Origin of the sequence: Dyadobacter sp. SG02, assembly GCF_900109045.1 — a bacterium.
Classification (GTDB): Bacteria; Bacteroidota; Bacteroidia; order Cytophagales; family Spirosomataceae; genus Dyadobacter.
In genome coordinates, this window is the sequence record NZ_FNYL01000001.1 from 402,503 (window position 1) to 415,670 (window position 13,168).

At 48.1% G+C, this 13,168-nt stretch carries 14 protein-coding genes; 7 read left to right on the top strand and 7 right to left on the bottom strand.

Annotation, left to right across the window (positions count from 1 at the left end; genetic code table 11):
• Positions 1-46 precede the first annotated feature (46 nt).
• The 3 genes from BMW93_RS01725 to BMW93_RS01735 are packed head-to-tail and all read left to right on the top strand — an operon-like array spanning position 47 to position 1,500.
• Complete coding sequence (locus tag BMW93_RS01725; protein ID WP_090373466.1) at positions 47-886, top strand: S1 RNA-binding domain-containing protein; 840 nt, start codon at positions 47-49, stop codon at positions 884-886.
• Positions 887-928: 42 nt separating this feature from the next.
• On the top strand, positions 929-1,129 hold the full coding sequence (locus BMW93_RS01730) for a hypothetical protein (protein WP_090373467.1): 201 nt from the start codon (positions 929-931) through the stop codon (positions 1,127-1,129).
• A complete protein-coding gene (locus tag BMW93_RS01735; RefSeq protein WP_090373468.1) occupies positions 1,111-1,500 on the top strand; it encodes a type II toxin-antitoxin system VapC family toxin in 390 nt (129 codons plus the stop codon). The genes BMW93_RS01730 and BMW93_RS01735 overlap by 19 nt, the downstream gene beginning before the upstream one ends.
• A 63-nt stretch (positions 1,501-1,563) precedes the next feature.
• On the opposite strand, the gene BMW93_RS01740 is transcribed toward BMW93_RS01735, so the two are convergent.
• Entirely contained in the window at positions 1,564-2,868 is a 1,305-nt protein-coding gene (locus BMW93_RS01740) for an amidohydrolase family protein (protein WP_090373469.1), read from the bottom strand.
• 30 nt (positions 2,869-2,898) lie between these two features.
• Complete coding sequence (locus tag BMW93_RS01745; RefSeq protein ID WP_090373470.1) at positions 2,899-5,961, bottom strand: amidohydrolase family protein; 3,063 nt, start codon at positions 5,959-5,961, stop codon at positions 2,899-2,901.
• 117 nt (positions 5,962-6,078) lie between these two features.
• Here BMW93_RS01745 and BMW93_RS01750 point away from each other — a divergent pair, with 117 nt between their 5' ends.
• The 4 genes from BMW93_RS01750 (at position 6,079) to BMW93_RS01765 (ending at position 8,297) form a co-directional block, all read left to right on the top strand.
• A complete protein-coding gene (locus BMW93_RS01750; RefSeq protein WP_090373852.1) occupies positions 6,079-6,375 on the top strand; it encodes a hypothetical protein in 297 nt (98 codons plus the stop codon).
• A 105-nt stretch (positions 6,376-6,480) separates the two neighbouring features.
• Complete coding sequence (locus BMW93_RS01755; RefSeq protein ID WP_229240133.1) at positions 6,481-7,113, top strand: SatD family protein; 633 nt, start codon at positions 6,481-6,483, stop codon at positions 7,111-7,113.
• A 6-nt stretch (positions 7,114-7,119) separates the two neighbouring features.
• Positions 7,120-7,875 (top strand): DUF3307 domain-containing protein, encoded by a 756-nt coding sequence (locus BMW93_RS01760; RefSeq protein WP_090373472.1) that lies wholly within the window; start codon positions 7,120-7,122, stop codon positions 7,873-7,875.
• A 59-nt stretch (positions 7,876-7,934) separates the two neighbouring features.
• On the top strand, positions 7,935-8,297 hold the full coding sequence (locus tag BMW93_RS01765; RefSeq protein ID WP_090373473.1) for a hypothetical protein: 363 nt from the start codon (positions 7,935-7,937) through the stop codon (positions 8,295-8,297).
• 78 nt (positions 8,298-8,375) lie between these two features.
• On the opposite strand, the gene BMW93_RS01770 is transcribed toward BMW93_RS01765, so the two are convergent.
• The 5 genes from BMW93_RS01770 to BMW93_RS01790 all read right to left on the bottom strand — a co-directional run bounded on the left by BMW93_RS01770 (position 8,376) and on the right by BMW93_RS01790 (position 13,160).
• The gene (locus BMW93_RS01770; RefSeq protein WP_090373474.1) at positions 8,376-8,957 is read right to left on the bottom strand and encodes a hypothetical protein; all 582 of its coding nucleotides are present in this window, start codon (positions 8,955-8,957) and stop codon (positions 8,376-8,378) included.
• A 60-nt stretch (positions 8,958-9,017) separates the two neighbouring features.
• On the bottom strand, positions 9,018-10,613 hold the full coding sequence (locus tag BMW93_RS01775) for a peptide chain release factor 3 (protein ID WP_090373475.1): 1,596 nt from the start codon (positions 10,611-10,613) through the stop codon (positions 9,018-9,020).
• A 120-nt stretch (positions 10,614-10,733) separates the two neighbouring features.
• A complete protein-coding gene (locus BMW93_RS01780) occupies positions 10,734-11,345 on the bottom strand; it encodes an inorganic pyrophosphatase (RefSeq protein WP_177193982.1) in 612 nt (203 codons plus the stop codon).
• Positions 11,346-11,405: 60 nt separating this feature from the next.
• Positions 11,406-12,377, bottom strand: a complete 972-nt coding sequence (locus tag BMW93_RS01785) for a glycosyltransferase family 2 protein (protein ID WP_090373854.1) — start codon at positions 12,375-12,377, stop codon at positions 11,406-11,408.
• Between the two features lie 60 nt (positions 12,378-12,437).
• Positions 12,438-13,160, bottom strand: coding sequence for a tRNA1(Val) (adenine(37)-N6)-methyltransferase (locus BMW93_RS01790; protein WP_090373476.1), 723 nt, complete (start codon positions 13,158-13,160; stop codon positions 12,438-12,440).
• Between the last annotated feature and the right edge of the window lie 8 nt (positions 13,161-13,168).

Here is a 13,168-nt window from a genome sequence, read left to right on the forward strand (position 1 = left end):
CGGTGCGAAAGCGTTACCTTTGTACCCGAACCTCGTTATTTGAATAATGCTATTTATCGGAAAATACAATTACCTGACCATCGAGCGGGTTACCAGCGTCGGGATGTTCCTGAGCGATGTCGAAGGTGAAGAAGTGCTGCTTCCCAACCAATATATTACGGACGACATGCAAGTCGGCGACCAGATCAAGGTATTCGTCTACCTCGATTCGGAAGACCGGCCCGTCGCGACCACGCAAACACCCAAAATCATCCGAAACGAGTTCGCTTTTCTGGAAGTGAAAGATGTTTCGGAATACGGCGCATTTCTGGATTGGGGCCTCATTAAAGACCTTTTCGTTCCGTTCCGCGAGCAGCCGAAGCCGATGGAGATCGGCGAATGGCAAGTGGTATTCCTCTATCTCGATCAAAAATCGCAGCGCCTGCTGGCGTCGGCGAAACTTGATAAATTCCTTGAAAACGAACGCCTGACGGTACAGGAGGGCGATGAGGTGGATTTGCTCGTTTGGCAAAAAACCGATCTGGGTTACAATGTGGTTGTGAACCAATACCACAAGGGCCTCATTTACGCCAATGAAGTATTTCAGCCGTTAGAAATCGGCGATTCACTAAAAGGTTATGTCAAAAAGATCCGTGAAGAAAACAAGCTGGATATCAGCCTTCAAAAGACTGGTTATGAGGTAGTAGAGCCCGTCGCGAAGCAAGTTCTGGAAGAAATAGAAAAAGGCAAAGGCTTCCTGAACCTCTCCGACAACTCTTCGCCCGAAGATATCTATAACAAGCTAAAAATCAGCAAAAAAGTCTTTAAAAAGGCAATTGGAGGATTGTATAAACAGGGTATTATCCGCATTACCGAGGACGGGATTTACCTGGTCGGGCAAGATTGATTATATTTTTTGTAAATTGATTCTGAAACAGCTGATCAGCTTATGAAAACCATTGAAATAGAAATCACTGATGATAAAGCATTGAAGCTTCTATTGGATATGGAAGAAATGCATTTGATCAAGGTGATTCGAAACCGGCAACCGCTGTCGGAGTTGCGAAAGCAAATCAAATCTCCGATGACGAATCAGGAAATTGATTCACAATTAAACACCCTTAGAAATGAATGGAGGAGAGATATCTGATCGATACCAGCGCGGTTATTAAGTATCTAAATGCCACATTACCTCCGTCTGGATTAATGCTGATGGACGGGATTGTAGATAACGAATCGATTATCTCGCTGATTACGGAAATCGAGTTGCGCGTTTGGGAACCTACCAGCATAACGGATAAGGATATCTATGAAGCATTCATCAAAGGCTCAATTGTACTTGATCTAAACCGGGATATTGTAGACCAAACAATCGCAATTCGAAAAAAGTATCGGTTAAAGCTTCCGGATGCATTTATCGCCGCAACTGCCATTATCAACAACTACACATTGGTAGCGGACAACGATAAGGATTTCAGGAAGGTCGAAATTTTGAAGTATATCAATCCAAATAAAAACTAAAAGCCATCCGCTACAAAAAACGGATGGCTTTTACAATTCTTGACTTAATGACCTTCTGACTACTTACTTCTTTCCGTATTTATCCTTATACTTCTCGTAAAGCCGCTTCTGCTTGTCGTCCAGATTGACTTTTCCGCCTCGGATGTAGGCCATTTGGACCATATTACCGCGCATATCGAGTATATCTCCGTCGGAAACCAGCAATGAGGCTTGCTTGCCCTTTTCGAGTGTCCCTACCTGCTGGCCGGCGCCGATAATGTCGGCTGCGTTGCGGGTTACGAACTGCAATGCTTCCTCAGGCGTTACGCCGCTGAATCCGGAGGCAGTACCAGCCAAAAATCCGAGGTTGCGTGTGCGCCACCATTCGTCGGCGTAGGTAATAGCTACTTTCACACCGGCTTTGTGCAGCAGCCCGGGCAATTCGTAAGGGAGGTAAACATTTTCGTCTACGCCTTCGGGAAGTCTGTGCGTGGTGTTGATGATCACCGGCACCTGGCTTTCTTTCAAAAATGAGGTCACTTTATAGGACTCGTTGCCACCCGCGATCACAATCTTCTTCACGCCCGCATCCTGCGCAAAACGAATTGATTCGATAATATCCTTTGCATAGTCGGCACGGATGTACAGATTGGCCGTCCCGGCGAAAAGCGGCTTCATAGCTTCCAGACGAAGATTTACAGGACTTGGATTAACCATTTCCGAATAAGCTTTTGCCTCGGCGAATGTCTTTTTGAAGAGATCGATTACTTCCTGGCGCTTATCATTTCGCTTGATCGCGTAAACGAAGGTTTCATTATCGAAATTTCCGGCCAGGAATGGCGGCCAATTTAACCAAATGCCATCGTCCTTTCTTAACACCGCATCCTCCCAGTTCCAGCCGTCACTGTAAAAAACAGATGACGAACCCGAAATCGCACCGCCTTGCGGGACGGACTGCGATACAAGGATACCATTCCCCCGCAAAGTCGGGATCACCTCCGAATCGGTATTATAGGCGACGAGCGCACGCACGTGAGGGTTAATTTCGCCTACTTCACGAAAATCGACCGTAGCCCTTACAGAGGCGATTTCCTGCAACCCGACGGTCGTATTCAGCGAGATCAGGCCCGGAAAGATGTGCTTCCCTTTCACATCCACAGTTTCAGCACCGGCCGGAGGTGTTATCGAGGCTGCTGGTCCTACCTGTGTAATAATACCTTTATCGAACGCAATAGCGCCGTTTTGGATCACCTCACCGTTTCCGACGTGGATGGTGGCGCCTGTGAGTACAACCGCCCTTGTTTGTGGCTTGGCAGGGGCAGGATTTTGTGCCTGTGCTCCGGCTGTCAGCCCCAGCAGCAGACCGGCCATCAGTTTATATTTTTTCATAGAAATCAATTTGAATGTGTTGAAACAGTATTACTTCCCTGCATCGCTTTGCTCTGCATGAATATCTGCATGCTCCGCGTGAATACCTGCCACATCTTCGCAATGCCACATGTGCGGCTTCGTAGCTTCGGGTTTTTGCTTAGGCTTGCCCTCGGCTTTTTCACCGAGCATTTTCTGGATCAGGCGCTCACGCTCTACCGCGATGGATTTCTGTTTCTCCTCATCCTTTTTACGGTCAAAATAGATGGTACCTTCGACCATCGTGAAATCGGGTCTCGCATATACTGAAAGCGGGCTGGTGTTCCACAGTACCAGGTCAGCATCCTTACCGGCTTTCACACTTCCCATCCGATCGTCGACGTGAAGCAGCTTCGCAGGATTCAGCGTCACCATTTTCCATGCTTCTTCTTCCGGCACACCGCCGTATTCGACGGTCTTGGCGGCCTCCTGGTTCAGGCGGCGGGCCATTTCCGCATCGTCGGAGTTGATCGCTACTGTCACGCCTTCGTGGTACATCAGGGCTGCATTGTACGGGATCGCCTCTTTCACTTCCATTTTGTAAGCCCACCAGTCGGCAAACGTAGAGCCGCCGATACCGCGTTTCTGCATGCCATCGGCCAGTTTGTAACCTTCCAGGATATGGGTAAATGTATTGATCCTGAACTTCAATGAATCCGCCACGTGCATTAGCATATTGATCTCCGATTGCACATAGGAATGGCATGTAATAAAGCGCTCATTGCCGAGGATTTCCGCGAGTGCATCCAGCTCGATGTCGCGGCGTGGAGGCGCGATATTTGCCTTTTTGGCATTCGCATTGTAGCTCTTCCAACTCGCGGCATATTCTTTCGCACGCAGGAAATGGTCAAAATAAATTTGCTCCACGCCCATACGCGTCTGCGGGAAGCGCACACGTTGCAAATCGCCCCAGTTCGATTGCTTCACGTTTTCGCCCAATGCAAACTTGATCGTCTTCACTTCCGGAACCAGCATTTCCGATTGGCTGGCGCCCCATTTCAGCTTGATCATCGCACTCTGTCCACCGATCGAATTCGCCGAGCCGTGCAGCAAATGCGAGGCCGTAACACCACCCGCCAGTTGACGGTAAATATTAATGTCATCCGGATTGATCACATCGCTCATACGCACCTCCGCCGAGCTGGATTGCCCGCCTTCGTTGATGCTGAAAAGCGCAATATGCGAATGCTCGTCGATAATGCCGCTCGTAAGATGCTTGCCGGTCCCGTCGATCGTCCTGGCACCCGATGGCGCGGCGAGGCCCTTTCCTGTTTTGGTAATTTTGCCGTTTTGAACAATCACATCGGCATTTTGCAAAATACCTTCTTTTTCGTTGGTCCAAATCGTCGCGTTTTTGATCAGTACCGTTTCTTTCGCTGGCAATGTTTCATTTCCGTAGCCCACAAACGGGTAAACGATCGGCCCTGTTTCCTTGCTTTTCGGCTTCGTTGAATCCCCCTTTGATATAGCTGCAACGGCTGTGTTTCTTTCAATAAGCGCAGCGCTCCATGGAATGACGGTACCGTTAGGCAATACCCCTTCCCCACTAAACCCGTTTCCGCTGAGCCAGCCTGTGAGGCGGGTTGTACCACCTACCTTTTTGTCCTGTTGGTAAGTCAATGTAAGCAATGCATTCGCAAGGATCGCTTTGGGCGTGATCTTGATCGAATCCTGTATTACAATCTGATATTCAGGCTTTTCTGGCGAGCCGGTAATCTGCAATTTTCCGGCAGGCTGGTTGTTCAGTGAAAGCGAGTAAGCACCTCTGATATCCGGGGCATTCAGCGGCGCAAGCACAAACTTCTTGCCCTGTACCCAGTTTTCATAAATCACATTGTCTTTCGAAAACAAATCCCCCGAAGTGATGATGAAGTTGGCAAGCATTCCCGGTTTCAGGCTTCCTATCTTGTTATCCGCCTTGATGAGCGAAGCAGGAAGAGTGGTTAGCGCTGCCAGTGCCCTTTCTTTGGGCAATCCATATTCAACGGCCGTCCGCAGGTTTTTCAGGAAATCGGCCTTATTCCGTAATCCCGAGGTTGTCAATGCGAATGGTATCTCCGCTTTTGCTACTTCCGAGGCATTCGTTGGCGCCAGTTCCCAGTGTTTCAACTGGCTCATCGTTACCACTTCCGCGTCCCAGGGGTCGGTCACATCGTAAGCATCCGGGAAGACAAGTGGTAGCAGCAACGTTGCCTTACTCGCTTTAATCTCCTGGATACGCTGATATTCGTCACCTCCTCCGCGGATAATATATTGTATGCCAAACTCATCACCGATTTTGTCCGCCCTCAGTACACTATACTTATCTCCGGCTTCAAAAAACGCCGGCAGCGGTTTGATCTGGTTGAATGCTTCCAGCGACAGGTTCGTTTCCTTTTTGTTCCCACCTTTCGCATACCAGTCGGCATCGTAATAGTTTTGTCTTAATAGCGCCACTACACCCATTCCTGATGACGGATAGGTCTGCGAAGAGCTCCCTTTTCCAAACGAGAAATGTGCCGATGCTTTGCTGTTGAGCATCGCTTTGTTCGCGGGTTCGTCGGTAAGGGTCACAAGCGCACCGCTCCCGCGCACGATGCCATCATGCGAATGCACGAGCACAGTACCGAAGCCGATTTTCCGCAGGTCACCTGCTTTTTTGGAATCCGGTGTGAAAAGAATGCTGGCATCCGTCTCAGGTTGAATGGTCTGATTCCACCCGAATGCCCCTTTCTTGTTCGATTCCAACTGAGGAGCCAGGCGGCCGGCCGGCCCCTGAACCCTTCTCACCTCCGGCATGCCATAATCCGAATCCAGCTCGATCAGCGATGCGTAAATGAATTTCCCCTTCAGATCGACGGTGACCGTGCCGGCAGGAATCTTCACTTGCTTGCCCGCCTCCCGGATCAGCCCGTCTTCGATAAGCATCGTAGCATTTTCGATCGTAGTTTTAGGGTCTACGACGATCGTCGCATTTGTGAAGGCGTAGCGTCCTGTTCTTTCATCATAGGCACCATTCCTGGGAAAGGTTTCCTGTGCATGGCAGTATACCGCCAGCGTCATACAGCCTAATATCGTTGATAATTGTTTAAACATATATTGTTGTCTTAATTACAATTGTGCCTTACAATATACAAGTAAAATCGGTAAATCAGGGCCCTGAGGCGTATCTTGCAACTGTTTTCACCGGTATCCATAATCAATTCACCCATTATGACAATCGAACAATTTCAGGAATCGATTTCCCTGCCGTCCCCTCCCAACGGCCTTCCCGTACTACTGGAAGCGCTTTGGTACGACGCCAACGGCGATTGGGAGGCAGCCCACAACATTGCCCAAAGCAAAGAAGGTACGCAAGCTTATGATCGTTTGCACGCCTATCTTCATCGTGTCGAAGGTGATACTTTCAATGCAGGATACTGGTACAGACGTGCTGGTTCAGAGGTATTTAATGGAAGTTTAAAAGAAGAATGGGCATACCTCGCTACCTTATTTCTAAAAAAAGCATAAGGTTTTTCCCTTATATATGACCAATATAAGGTTTTTAACTTATATCTTTAAAATATAAGGCTTTTACCTTATATTTGATGATTATAAGCAAAAAACCTTATGCTCATGAAAGCACTCCGGGCCGTTATAACCGCCGATATGGTCAATTCTACGCAGTTTTCACGCGAAGAATCGACTGCTTGGATGGAAGAAATGCTGGCTATTTTGCATCAAAATCAGGCTTTCAAATGGGTGCTAAAACCCGAAATATATCGCGGTGACAGCTTTCAGGCGGTATTGAAAAACACCGATGAAGTAATGCGCATGTGCATCCTCGCCCGCGCATGTATGCGTAAGCACGCACCCAACGCGGATATGCGAATAGCCATCGGCATAGGCCATACCGAGCAGCTTACCGACCGTCCCGGCACGTCCGACGGCGAAGCATTCAGGCTTTCGGGGCATTTGGCAGATACGATTCGCAGGCAGAAAGCGAGGATCGGCATTGCATTGCCCAGACCGTCGGAGCCTTTATCGGCGACACTGGATTTACTGGAAACCTTAATCGAAAGCTGGACATCCGCTCAAAGCCAGGTGATAGAAGCACTGCTGCAAGGCAAAAACGTAACGCAGATCGCCGAAATGTTATCGATCAGCCAATCGGCGGCAAGCCAGCGGGTTACCTCGTCGAAGTGGTGGGCAATTGAAAGTTTTCTTGCTACCTTTCCGAAGCAATTATCACTATACACTAAACGCTAAATCACTATGACAGAATTTCTGCTGCTGTTGCTGGCACACGTTCTTGTAGATTTTTACTGGCAGCCTACCAAGTGGGTAACCGACAAAAAGGAGAAAAAATACAAATCCCGCTACCTGTATTTTCACATACTACTGGTCATAGTAGTATCATACATAGCCTTGCATCAATGGGAAAACCCGTTTCCTGCCATTGCACTAGGCATCGCACATGGAATGATCGATCTTGTAAAAATCTCATTCGACAAAAAGGGTTCTCTCACCTGGTTCATCGCCGATCAGGCGGCACATCTGGTTACCATTGCATTCACAGCACTTATCCTCACAAGTAACATATCTACTGGATTTGAAGCACTTACCGCCTGGCTCAACACCCCCAAAACCCTGGCACAATTATCCGGCGCACTACTTTCGCTATCTCCCGTTTCATTTCTGGTAGGTATCCTCACCAAACCCTGGCGGGAAGAGCTCAGCAAACTCGCACCCGGGGCCGATGACAACCTCGCGAACGCCGGCCGTTGGATAGGTATGTCTGAGCGTTTGCTCATTTTCGCTTTCGTATTAGTCAATCAATATTCGGCCATCGGCTTCCTCATCGCGGCCAAATCATTGCTGAGGTATAACGACAAGTCAACCGAACCTGGCATTCCGCCGGCATACATCAGCAAAAAATCGGAGTACGTACTCGTGGGGACATTAATGAGTTACACCTGCGCGATTGCCGTCGCACTGGCCGTGCAGATGCTCAGCCAAAAATTTAAATAACCCCGTTAAACTTACCGCTCCTTTTTGCATCTAACCCGGGTATCTAAACTTTTTTGACCATGAGGAAATCATTGCTGGCCATTTTATTGGCCTTTGTAAGCTTCACAACCTTCGCGCAACGCGGCAACAACGCAACGCCCGAGCAACGCGCCGAAAACCAAACCAAAACTTTAACCGAAAACCTTAAACTTTCGGACGACCAGCAGAAGAAAGTATACGACCTCAGCCTCGTCCGGGCCAAGAAAATGCAGGAGTTACGGGACGCCCAGAACATGGACCGCGAGCAAATGCGGGCTTCGATGGAGACATTCAACACCGAAATCTCCAAAATCCTGACCGTAGAGCAGCAGGAGAAGTACAAAACGATGCTCGAAGACCGGAGGAATAACCGTGGTGGCGGCGGAGGCGGTCCACGCAACTAACCGAAACTTCATAACAAAACAGGCTGCCTCATTGACGAAGCAGCCTGTTTTGTTATGAAGCAGAAAATATTGAATGTTCTAAATCACACCTTCCTCCTTCAAAAGATCATTCAGGCAAAATTGATAATCATCAAAAACCGGTACTGATTCTTCCCATCCGTAAACAGACCATTCTTTTGATCGGTCAATAACCATTATTTTACGGTTATCAGTCAATACCCAGATTACCCGCTCCGTACCGAACCCAATCATCTTTTCGCTCTTGCGGAACATGTAGTCTTTGTCCTCGGGAAAATGATCCCCTTCGATTTTTATGTCAATTTCGATAGCCACTTTCGGCGGCACATCTGGATACTTTTTTGAGAAAACATCCTTGATTAATGCCTTATCAAAAATAGCCACATCGTTAGCAAGGTTATTACCGAGTGACACGTGGAGACCAACTTCACCAGACACTATCCAATACGGTTTTCCTGCCAGTAGTTGATTTACAAATGAACCCAAAATTGAGATGATCAACCCTTGTAAAAAACTACAACCCATAACTTCTTCCGGAGACAAATTGTTTTCCAACACTTTCTTGTAACCCTTTCTGTAAAGAGGGCGTCCGTCGAGTTCTTCGAAGATCAAGCTAGCAGGAATCGTCTCGGTGAGTATCATGGTTTTTCCAATTGGCTTCTAAACAAATATAACGAATTTCAGCCCAACTCAAAATCACCCTTAAAGCGCCATTTCCGTCTTAAATTCCGATGTGAAATGGAAGTGGATGGCCGGGTTGTTTTCGCGGTTCATGCGGATCATCCATTCGGATTCGGCGAGGAAAACCGGGTTGCGGTCCTTGTCGTAAGCGATTTGGTTGCCTTTGAGGCGGATAAACTGGTCCATGGCCGGCTTTTCGTCGGCCGTGAGCCAACAGGCACGTGAGATATTCATCGGTACCCAGCGGCATTTTGCGCCATATTCGTGTTCGAGGCGGTATTGGATTACATCGAATTGAAGTTCTCCAACGGTACCTACGACTTTTCTATTGCCGAGGTCGAGTGTGAAGAGCTGCGCAACACCTTCGTCGGTCAACTGCTGAATACCCTTTTCCAGTTGTTTGGATTTCATCGGGTCCATATTGATCAGCTCCTTGAAAATTTCAGGCGAGAAGCTTGGGATACCGGAGAATTGCAGATTTTCGCCTTCGGTCAATGTATCCCCGATTTTGAAGTTACCTGTATCATAAAGTCCTACCACATCACCCGGGAAACCTTCTTCCATCACGCTCTTATCCGAAGCCATGAATGTGAACGGGCTTGAAAAGCGGACTTCCTTGCCTAGGCGAACGTGTTTATAGAATTTACCCCTTTCAAATTTACCCGAGCAAATGCGCAGGAAAGCAATGCGGTCGCGGTGGCGGGGGTCGAGGTTGGCGTGGATTTTAAATACAAAACCGGTGAATTTCGGCTCGGTAGGCTCCACTTCACGTACGTCTGTGGGACGCGGCTGCGGGATAGGCGAAATGTCGCAGAATGTATCCAGCAACTCTTTGATACCGAAGTTATTGATCGCGCTACCGAAGAACACCGGGGCGAGCTGACCTTTCTGATATGCTTCCTCCGAGAATACGTCGTAAACACCCTCCACGAGCTCCACGTCCTCCGTCAACTGATCGGCATCTTTTTCTCCAAGCAGCTCCGAAAGGTTTTCATCGTCAAGGTTCACTTTGGCAACGTCGCTTTCAATTTTGGTTTTATTGATTTTAAAGAAATACAGCATTTGTTCGTACAAGCTGTAAACGCCTTTAAAATTGGCTCCCATATTGATAGGCCAGGTAAGCGGGCGAACGCGGATGTTTAGCTTGCTTTCCAGCTCGTCGAGCAACTCGAACGGGTTCTGGCCTTCGCGGTCGAGCTTGTTGATGAACACGATCACAGGCGTGTTACGCATGCGGCAAACTTCCATCAAACGCTCGGTTTGCTCTTCGACGCCCTTCACGCAGTCAACTACGAGAATTACGCTGTCCACGGCAGTCAATGTGCGGTAAGTATCTTCGGCAAAATCCTTGTGGCCCGGTGTATCGAGGATGTTAATGAGCAAATCTTTATACTCAAATGTCATTACCGACGTCGCGACCGAGATACCACGCTGCTTCTCGATCTCCATAAAGTCGGAAGTCGCGGTCTTCTTGATCTTGTTGGACTTTACCGCACCTGCCGTCTGGATCGCCCCACCGAAAAGGAGCAACTTTTCGGTCAATGTGGTTTTCCCGGCATCGGGGTGGCTGATGATCGCAAACGTGCGGCGTTTCTTAATTTCCTGTAAATTACTCATATATGCCTGGCAGCGAGTGCCAATGATTGGTCAAAATTTGCGCAAAGATACGAATTAAAAAAAGCCGCCCCTAGCAGGAGCGGCTCTAAATTCCGTCGGTAGACGTAGGTATGCGTCGGCTCAATAATAAGAATGCTTGTAATCTTCTACCGATGTAAGGATCACTTCGTGTGCTTCTTCTCTGCCATAAACATTGGTGATTTCGATATGCGCCTTCTCGCCGGGCAGGTTTTTGTAAGTCAGGAAGTAGTGTTTCAAACGCTCCACGATACCATCCGGCAACTCACTAAGGTCGCTGTACTGGCCGTAAACTTCGTCACCTTTCAAAACCGCGATAATCTTGTCATCTGCCTCTCCGCCGTCAATCAGACGGATACCGCCGATAGGCTTCGCCTCGCACATGATGTTACCATGCGAAATGATTTTCTCGCACAATACGATGATATCCAGCGGGTCACCATCGCCTTCGGTCACATCGCGACCGGAACGTTCCCGCGCCAATGCCGCGATTTTATCCGCGCAATAGGTTTTGGGGATGAAGCCGTACAATGCAGGAACGATGTTCGAATATTTCTGAGGGCGGTCGATTTTGAGGTAACCGGTGGCCTTGTCAATTTCGTATTTTACGGTATCGGTAGGAACAATCTCAATAAATGCAGTCACTAGTTCGGGTGCCTTGTCACCCATTGGAATTCCGTGCCACGGATGTGCTTTGTGTACGTTAGCGATCATTAGTTGTGTAATAGGTAATAACTTAAAACTTAAATTTCGTTGAATACTGATCTTGATTTCTTACAATCCTGCCTTTTCGGCAATCGTGTAATCCCCTGTCTTTGAAACAGATTGCTTCACAAACAATTCACCCAAAAATCCTGCGAGAAATAATTGAGAACCTACCATAATCGCTACGAGTGCCAGAAAGAACAGCGGGTTTTCTGTAACATTCCGGTAGGGTAATAAATTGTAAATGTTATATATCTTTTTCCCGATAAGCCAAACAGCTATAAGGCTTCCAAGAAAAAACATAAGGGTTCCCAGACTGCCAAACAAATGCATGGGTCTTCGTCCAAACTTATTCACAAAGGCGATCGAAAGCAAATCCAGGAAGCCAAAAATGAACCGCTCGAGACCGAATTTTGTGTGACCGTATTTGCGCGCCCTGTGCTGCACTACCTTCTCCCCTATCTTCGCAAAACCATTCCATTTCGCGATCACCGGAATATAGCGGTGCATCTCCCCGTAAATGGTGATATTCTTGACGACCTCCCTGCGGTAAGCTTTCAAACCACAATTAAAATCATGCAAATAAACCCCTGAAATACCGCGGGTAGCAGCATTAAAGAGTTTGGTAGGGATTGTTTTCGTAATCGGGTCGTAACGCTTCTTTTTCCAGCCGGAAATCAGGTCGTAGCGGTCGTTGACGATCATGCTGTACAATTCCGGGATCTCGTCGGGACTATCCTGCAAATCAGCGTCCATCGTGATTATCACATTACCCTTCACTGCCTGGAAACCGGTTTGCAATGCGGCTGTCTTCCCGTAATTCCGCACAAAACGCATTCCCCGTACATTTGGATTTTCCTGCGAAAGCCGTTCGATCACTTCCCAGGAGCGATCTTTGCTACCGTCATCCATAAAAAGCACTTCATAGGTGAAATGATTCTCATCCATAACCCTCGCAATCCACTCGCAGAGCTCAGGAAGCGACTCTTCTTCATTATAAAGCGGGATAACAACAGAAATCTGAATAGCTTGGTCGGTCATGTACGGTTTCAGTGACAATGCTTTGCCGGTAATTTGCCGCAAAGTTCGTGTTTTTCCTGATCAAAATTTCAAATAAAAAGCTTTTAGCAACTCTCTGAAACGCGGATTGTGGGTTATGCCGTCTGTTTCATAAATGTACAGATCAGGTTCAACATGCACATTATGAGCAAATTCGGAGCGTTGGAACAACATCAATAACCGAAATGCTTTTTTATCTTCCTGATGAAACAATGTCAGTTTGCGCGTAAGTTTCCAGCCGCCTTGTTCTGCTTTCTCGGCAAAGCGCTCCCCCTCGTCAACCGGAAAAAGAATGTTGAATTTTCCCTCCGGTTTCAACAGCCGCTCGATAGCCGCGAGCAATTCCTCAAAATCAAGGGATTTGGCGTGATGGGCGATATTCTTCTTATCGATCGGTGAAAGCAGGTCCGATTGAAAGAATGGCGGATTCGTAATGATCACATCGTATTGATGCTCCGAGATAAACTCCTGCACCGCCGAATGGAATAGCGTAATGCGGTCGTGAAACGGGCTTTGCTCCACGTTTTCACCGGCCTGGTAGAATGCCTCCGCATCGATTTCAACCGCGTCGATCATCGCGTACGTATTACGTTGCGCGACCATCAGTGATAGCAGGCCCGTTCCGGCGCCGATATCGAGAATGCGGTCGGCGTCCTCTACCTCCGCCCACGCGCCCAATACACAGGCGTCGGTACATACTTTCATCGCGCACTGATCCTGCCGGACAGTGAATTGTTTGAACCGGAAATGAGCGTTACGGGGCATATTATGGT

Bases quoted from the DNA above. Each gene is read 5' to 3' on its own strand.
- BMW93_RS01790 (WP_090373476.1), bottom strand. From the start codon at position 13,160: ATGCCCCGTAACGCTCATTTCCGGTTCAAACAATTCACTGTCCGGCAG.
- BMW93_RS01750 (WP_090373852.1), top strand. From the start codon at position 6,079: ATGACAATCGAACAATTTCAGGAATCGATTTCCCTGCCGTCCCCTCCC.
- BMW93_RS01730 (WP_090373467.1), top strand. From the start codon at position 929: ATGAAAACCATTGAAATAGAAATCACTGATGATAAAGCATTGAAGCTT.
- BMW93_RS01765 (WP_090373473.1), top strand. From the start codon at position 7,935: ATGAGGAAATCATTGCTGGCCATTTTATTGGCCTTTGTAAGCTTCACA.
- BMW93_RS01785 (WP_090373854.1), bottom strand. From the start codon at position 12,377: ATGACCGACCAAGCTATTCAGATTTCTGTTGTTATCCCGCTTTATAAT.
- BMW93_RS01745 (WP_090373470.1), bottom strand. From the start codon at position 5,961: ATGTTTAAACAATTATCAACGATATTAGGCTGTATGACGCTGGCGGTA.
- BMW93_RS01775 (WP_090373475.1), bottom strand. From the start codon at position 10,613: ATGAGTAATTTACAGGAAATTAAGAAACGCCGCACGTTTGCGATCATC.
- BMW93_RS01725 (WP_090373466.1), top strand. From the start codon at position 47: ATGCTATTTATCGGAAAATACAATTACCTGACCATCGAGCGGGTTACC.
- BMW93_RS01755 (WP_229240133.1), top strand. From the start codon at position 6,481: ATGAAAGCACTCCGGGCCGTTATAACCGCCGATATGGTCAATTCTACG.
- BMW93_RS01760 (WP_090373472.1), top strand. From the start codon at position 7,120: ATGACAGAATTTCTGCTGCTGTTGCTGGCACACGTTCTTGTAGATTTT.
- BMW93_RS01780 (WP_177193982.1), bottom strand. From the start codon at position 11,345: ATGATCGCTAACGTACACAAAGCACATCCGTGGCACGGAATTCCAATG.
- BMW93_RS01735 (WP_090373468.1), top strand. From the start codon at position 1,111: ATGGAGGAGAGATATCTGATCGATACCAGCGCGGTTATTAAGTATCTA.
- BMW93_RS01770 (WP_090373474.1), bottom strand. From the start codon at position 8,957: ATGATACTCACCGAGACGATTCCTGCTAGCTTGATCTTCGAAGAACTC.
- BMW93_RS01740 (WP_090373469.1), bottom strand. From the start codon at position 2,868: ATGAAAAAATATAAACTGATGGCCGGTCTGCTGCTGGGGCTGACAGCC.